We start from the raw sequence: 5,976 nt of genomic DNA on the forward strand, positions 1-5,976 counted from the left end.
GACGACTTTCACAGCGCTGAATCTCGTGCGCACATGGCGTCCGGAAAGCCCTTGACCGATGACATGCGAAAACCCTGGATATCGGCTATCTGTCAAGAGCTTAAAGAGCACGCCGAAGACAACAGGCCAGCCATTCTTGCTTTCTCCGGTCTTAAGAAATTCCACCGCGAGCCTTTGCGTCACTGCGGTTTAAACGTGATATTCCTACACTTGACCGGTGAGCGGGAGACGTTGGCGCAACGTATGCTCGCACGTAACGATCATTTTATGCCTCCCAGCCTGCTGGATAGCCAACTGGAAACCTTGGAGATCCCGGCAGATGAAGAAGACGTTTTCTCGCTAGCCATTGAAGAGCCTTTGGAAGATCTATTGATTCAAGCCGAAAAATTGGTGAACGAACACGGCAACTCCTAACGTTGAACAACGAGTATATCCACCCCGGTATCTCACAGCCCAACGCCTCCATAACACCCGGAAGCGCCCGTACCTCAACCAGGTTCTTTGTCGCGAGACCTGCTTAAGGCATATGGCGCTTCATAGCGTGGTTATGCCGGTGTATCAATAGGTCAAACCTGCACCAAACTCAAACAGAGCATAACCCTCTGGCTCAAGATAACCGGGAACATCTGACCGATTGGTCTCCACCGCCTGCTGTGAGATGGGGATGGTAAACGGAAGCTTCCCGGTGGGAGCGAACCGCCCCTCCACAACATCCATCAGCGCCTCCATGGATGTGCCAAAAGTCGCCACAACTGTGTTCAAGGAGCCCTGATCAATCTCATTGATCACCCAAGGATTGCTGAAGTTGATCGCTACCACCGTGGGCTTGTCTTGCAGCGCTTGATTCACGCGCTCTACATCGACACCGTTCTCGCCAAGCCTGAGGTCAATTGAGGCACCCGTGGAGCCAAACAGGCCACCGTTATTGGGGAGCAACCAAAGCACCACGACATCCGCCTCTTCACGTGTGCGCACAAACTCAACATCCCACGGATGGGACATCGGAGCGAAGACTTCACTGGGATTGCCACCTTTCAAATCGTCCCGATAACGCTCCACATAAACCTTGGAACCGGATGTCAGCGGAAGGAGCGAATCGTCATTACGCAGAAGCACTATGGATTTGCGCAATGCGAGGTCGGCCCGCTCCTGATGCTCTTCACTGCCCACGATCCTCTCTGCATAGCCGGGATCCACATAAGGGTCCTCAAACAGTCCCAATGCAAACTTCTCCGCCAACAAGCGCCGAACGGAGTCATCCAGACGGGCTTCCGAGACCAGCCCGCTCTTCACGGTTTCGAGCAAACTGGCCGGATCCGCCGTTCCGGAGAAGAGGTCAACACCGGCGTCTAGTGCTCTGCGGTAGCGCTCCGGCAATGACAGGGACTCCACTCCCCAGGGCATCATTTCGATGGGGCCGGTATCCGAATTGATAATCCCCTCAAACCCCATCTGCTCCCTTAACAGTCCGGTCAAGACCCGCTTGTTGTAAGCAAACGCCACCTCTTCAAAATCTGTTCCTACCGGCTTCGCGTAGTACGGCATAATGGATGAGGTTTTGGCCTCAATGGCCGCTTTGAACGGCTTCAGATGGTAATCGAACATGTCGCCAGGATAATGCTGATCCTTGCCCCAGAAGAAGTGGGGGTCCTGCCCATCAACCTGAGGGCCGCCACCGGGAAAGTGTTTAGTGGTCAGGGCGACCGAGCCTTTCCCCAAATTCTCTCCCTGGAAGCCCAGGGTCACCTCACGGATCATGTCCGCTGCCAAGTCGGCGTTCTCGCCGAAGGTCCCTTCGACACGTTCCCAGCGCGGCTCCGTGGCGAGGTCCGCCATGTACATATAGCCCTTGCGCAGCCCGACCGATGCCCACTCACGGCCGGCAATTTCAGCAAACTCACGGGTCAACTCAAGGTCCCGCATGGCAGCGAGCCCCAGCTCACCGGGCCAAGTGGAGAAGGTGGTGTCGCCCAGACCAACCCCCATAGCGTTATCTACCGTTACATGATTACGCGGGTTGGATGAAACGATCACGGGAATTCCCAAACGGGTACCTTCCGCGACCGCTTGAACGTTGTTGGCCCACTCTGCGATTAACCGGGGATCGGCATTGGTACGCAGAATCAGATGTCGGAGGTGGCGCTCCTCTATTCCCTTCGTGGTACCGGAAAACATCAGCATCGGCTCGGGTAGAGGCTGCCGAGTGAAGAGATTCATCTCCATGACGATGTCCTCCTCGGACAGGCCACTCGTCACCTCTCCACCCCCATCCCTTAAGCCGAAAGCACTCCCGCCGTCCATACTCACCGAGCTGATCAGCATAAAGCCAACCTTCTCCTCCAGCGACATTTTGCCGACCAGGTCCTCGACCCGCTCAGCGGTAGGTCGGCGCCAGTCTTCATAGGTGTCCAGCGCCCCATTCTTATTCAGGTCTTTGAATTGATAGCCGTCCACACTGAGCAATTCACTGTTTCGGGCTTCCAGCTCAGGTTGACTGTGGCTTTTCTGAGGTTCTTCAACTGACGATTTTTGACCGCAAGCGGCGATCGTGACTGCCAGCGCGACGACAGCGAGTCGAGCCGAGCGTGAGCAGTTACCGATGAGGACGTCTTGGATTCTCTTCATAGCCTAACCTACCGAATTTGGTAATCATTGAGGGTAAAAGACACACCAGTAGTGCGCCTCCAGAGGTAGAGCGTTTCGGCAGGATAATTCGATATTGGTCCGACGGTCAACTGGTAAGGCCAAAAGCCTAATAGGCTTCTGCCCGTCGGATTGCGCGCTAACCCGACCTACGGGGTCTGCGCAATCTCCGAGTAGGTCGGGTTAGCGAAGCGTAACCCGACAGAGGCCCCGGGCTAAGCGGTCAGCGGCCAGCCCAGAATCAGCACCACGATGGTCGAAATACCAATCACGACATTCATCGGCGCCCCGACCTTCAGGAAATCGGTAAAGCGGTACCCCCCCGGGCCGTAGACCATCAGGTTGGTCTGGTAGCCCAACGGCGTGGCAAAGCTGGCGGAGGCGGCAATCATCAGGGCGAAAATATAGGGCTCAGGGCTCAGGCTCGCTTTTTCGGTGATCTCAAGCACCACCGGCAGCATGATGATGGCCGCCGCATTGTTGGTAATGCACTCGGTGAGAATGGAGACCGATATATAGACCATCAGCAGAATCAGCCAGGGATGACCACCGCTGAGACTGACCAGTGTCTCCCCGAGCAACCGGGCCACGCCGGTTTTATCCAGTGCCACCCCCAGCGCAAAGGACGCGGCAATGGTCAGCAATACCGTGATGTCCAGGCTTTTCTGGGCCTGAGGGGCGGAGCAGCAGCCGGTAATCAGCATGGCGGCAGCGCCCAGCAGGCCCGCATGCAGAATCGGCAACAGGCCGGTGGCGGACACCAGGACCACGGCGAGCAGAATGCCCCAGGCCAGGTACGCCCGTTGATGGCGCGGCGCCTCGGTCTGCAGGTCATTGATCAGCAGGAAGTCCTTGTTGTACTGCTGGCGACTGACAAAAGCCGGCCGCGCTTCCAGCAGCAGGGTGTCACCGGGCTTGAGCTTGATGGTGCCCAGGTTGCCCGGTACTCGTTCACCGTTGCGGGCCACGGCGAGCACTACCGCCCCGTATCGCTCCCGGAACTGGGAGTCCCGGATGGTCTGATTGATGCAGTTACTGTGGGGGGAAATCACCGCTTCCACCAGGCGCCGTTCGCTGTGCTCCCTTCCCAAGGTCGGCTCACCATTGGTGGAGGCCACAATCCCCTTGATCCGCAACAGGTCGGAAATCGCTTCGGTATTACCCGCGAAAATCAGCCGGTCGCCCGCCTGCAGAGGCTCTTCCGAGCCTACCGCTGGCACGATGGCTCCGGCGCGCTCGATCTCCACCAGGTAAATCCGCTTCAGGTTACGCAGGCCCGCCTGGACGACGGTCTTGCCCACCAAGGGCCCATCGGCGGCCACGGCCACCTCCAGAGTGAACTCCCGCAGGTTCCCGAAAATTTCCTTTTCCCGCCGATCCGGCAACCAGCGGGGGAAGAACACGATAATGAAAACCAGGCCGATGATCGCCACCGGCAACGCCACGGCGGTAATCGAGAACAGCGAGAACCCAGCCTCTCCGGTCATGGACTGGTACTGACCGTTGACCACCAGGTTGGTACTGGTGCCCACCAGCGTCAGAGTGCCCCCCAGAATGGCGGAGTAACTCAGGGGAATCATCAGCTTCGAGACGGGAACGTCAATGCGCTTGGCCCAGGCCCGCAGGGCCGGAATCATGGTGGCGACCACCGGGGTATTGTTCAGAAAGCCGCTGAACAGCGCGACCGGGAAGGCGACCCGCATCTGGGCGCGCCGGACGCTCTTCGGCTCACCGAGCAGATAATGCACAATCAGCTCGATGCCTCCCGAAGCGTGAATACCGGTGGCCACCACAAACATGGCGGCCACGGTGATCAGGCCGCTATTACTGAAACCGGAAAAGGCTTCCGACGGTGTCAGCACACCCGAGACCAGCAGGATCACCATCACGCCAGTCATGACCAGATGCGGGCCAATGCGCGTGAAGATAAGAGTGCCCAGTGCCCCCAGGGTCAGCGAAAGGGACAACAAGCCTTGCCATTCCATACAGTCTCGTCCAGATTAGGGTGATAATGCCCGCGAGCATAACCAAAGCGGGTTCTAAGAGAAAATAGTTATTGGCTCTAGGGTTATAACACTGGAGCATATACGCATCCAGGTTTGCCGACCCTTCGTACTGGCTGGACAACCACCCACACAAGGAAACTTTCATGGCCTCTCTTCGCAGTGTATTGCGCACGGCCGCTCTTCGCGGGCTGGTGCTGTTGAGCGCCCTGATCACCCTGCCCGGCACGGCCGCCGAACTGGATATCGAGCTGACCAACCCGCCGGCTGACGGCCCCCTCTACGTCCTGTTGTTTGAGGATGCCGACACCTTCGGCAGCCTGCGCACCGCTCAGTACCGGGAGCGCTTTGTCGCCGGACAACCGATTCGGCTGTCCGTCCCGGAAGGCGACTACGCCGTCCTGCTGTTTGTGGATGAAAACGGCAACGGCGAGTTGGATCGCAATTTTATCGGCATTCCCCGGGAGCCCATTGCCCTGTCCAACAACTATCGCCCCAAGGGGCCGCCCAACTTCAATCGGGCCCGGCTGACTCTGAGCGACGACGCGCCCACGCAACAGACCCTCTCCCTGAGCCAGATACTGGGCGATACGGGCCAGTGGGGCGTCGGCATCGGCGCAGTCGGGCAGACCTCGCCCTACCGGGGCAGCACCAAACAGCCCGGCACGGTGATCCCCGCTATCGTCTACATTGGTGAGAAACTGCAGTGGACGGGACCGCGTATCCGCTACACCCTGGCGGGCAGCACGGACTGGCGACTGGCGCTTCAGGGGGATTTACGCCTGGGCGCTTACGAAGAGCAGGACAGCCCCTTCCTCGCCGGTCTGGGTGATCGCGACACCACCCTGATGCTGGGGTTGGCCTGGACCCGTGAACTCCCCGCCGGTATCGATTTTACCGTCAGCGCCAGTCAGGACCTGTTCGACCGCTCCGGCGGCCAGCAGGCGGAACTGTCGCTCAGTCGCGGTTTTCAGTGGGGGAATTGGCGACTGTCACCGTTTGTGGGGTTGAATTGGCTGAGCGCCGATTTGGCGGACTACGAGTTTGGCGTGACGACAGAGGCGGCCACCGCCGAGCGGCCCGCCTATCAACCGTCTTCAGCCGTCAACCCGGAGGCCGGGGTGACGTTCTTTTACGAAATCACCCAGGGGTGGCAAATGGTGGGGAATATTGGCGTGGAGCAACTCGACGACGAGCTGACCGATAGTCCGATTGTGAATGAGGAGCGGTTGATGAAAGGGTTTGTGTCGTTGACCTATACGTTTTAGGTGTTGGAAAGCATGGGGGAACGGCGGATGCGGCCTGCGGCCTCCGATACGTCGGACCGATC

The 5,976-nt window shown here is 58.6% G+C and carries 4 protein-coding genes; 2 read left to right on the top strand and 2 right to left on the bottom strand.

Features of this window, described 5'->3' with window-relative positions; translation table 11 throughout:
- Positions 1 to 414 (top strand): gluconokinase (locus B3520_RS06000; RefSeq protein WP_286875638.1); only part of this gene is annotated, 414 nt, incomplete at its 5' end.
- 144 nt (positions 415 to 558) lie between these two features.
- Here the strand turns inward: B3520_RS06000 and B3520_RS06005 are convergent.
- Together B3520_RS06005 and B3520_RS06010 are read right to left on the bottom strand one after the other, a co-directional pair.
- Positions 559 to 2,625 (bottom strand): glycoside hydrolase family 3 protein, encoded by a 2,067-nt coding sequence (locus tag B3520_RS06005; protein WP_286807385.1) that lies wholly within the window; start codon positions 2,623 to 2,625, stop codon positions 559 to 561.
- 233 nt (positions 2,626 to 2,858) lie between these two features.
- On the bottom strand, positions 2,859 to 4,628 hold the full coding sequence (locus B3520_RS06010; protein ID WP_286807384.1) for an SLC13 family permease: 1,770 nt from the start codon (positions 4,626 to 4,628) through the stop codon (positions 2,859 to 2,861).
- 164 nt (positions 4,629 to 4,792) lie between these two features.
- Between B3520_RS06010 and B3520_RS06015 the strand changes: the two genes are divergently transcribed.
- Positions 4,793 to 5,914, top strand: a complete 1,122-nt coding sequence (locus B3520_RS06015) for a MipA/OmpV family protein (protein WP_286875639.1) — start codon at positions 4,793 to 4,795, stop codon at positions 5,912 to 5,914.
- Positions 5,915 to 5,976 lie beyond the last annotated feature (62 nt).

Origin of the sequence: Marinimicrobium sp. UBA4509 (assembly GCF_002388575.1) — a bacterium.
Lineage (GTDB): Bacteria > Pseudomonadota > Gammaproteobacteria > Pseudomonadales > Cellvibrionaceae > Marinimicrobium > Marinimicrobium koreense.

Bases quoted from the DNA above. Each gene is read 5' to 3' on its own strand.
- B3520_RS06005 (WP_286807385.1), bottom strand. From the start codon at position 2,625: ATGAAGAGAATCCAAGACGTCCTCATCGGTAACTGCTCACGCTCGGCT.
- B3520_RS06010 (WP_286807384.1), bottom strand. From the start codon at position 4,628: ATGGAATGGCAAGGCTTGTTGTCCCTTTCGCTGACCCTGGGGGCACTG.
- B3520_RS06015 (WP_286875639.1), top strand. From the start codon at position 4,793: ATGGCCTCTCTTCGCAGTGTATTGCGCACGGCCGCTCTTCGCGGGCTG.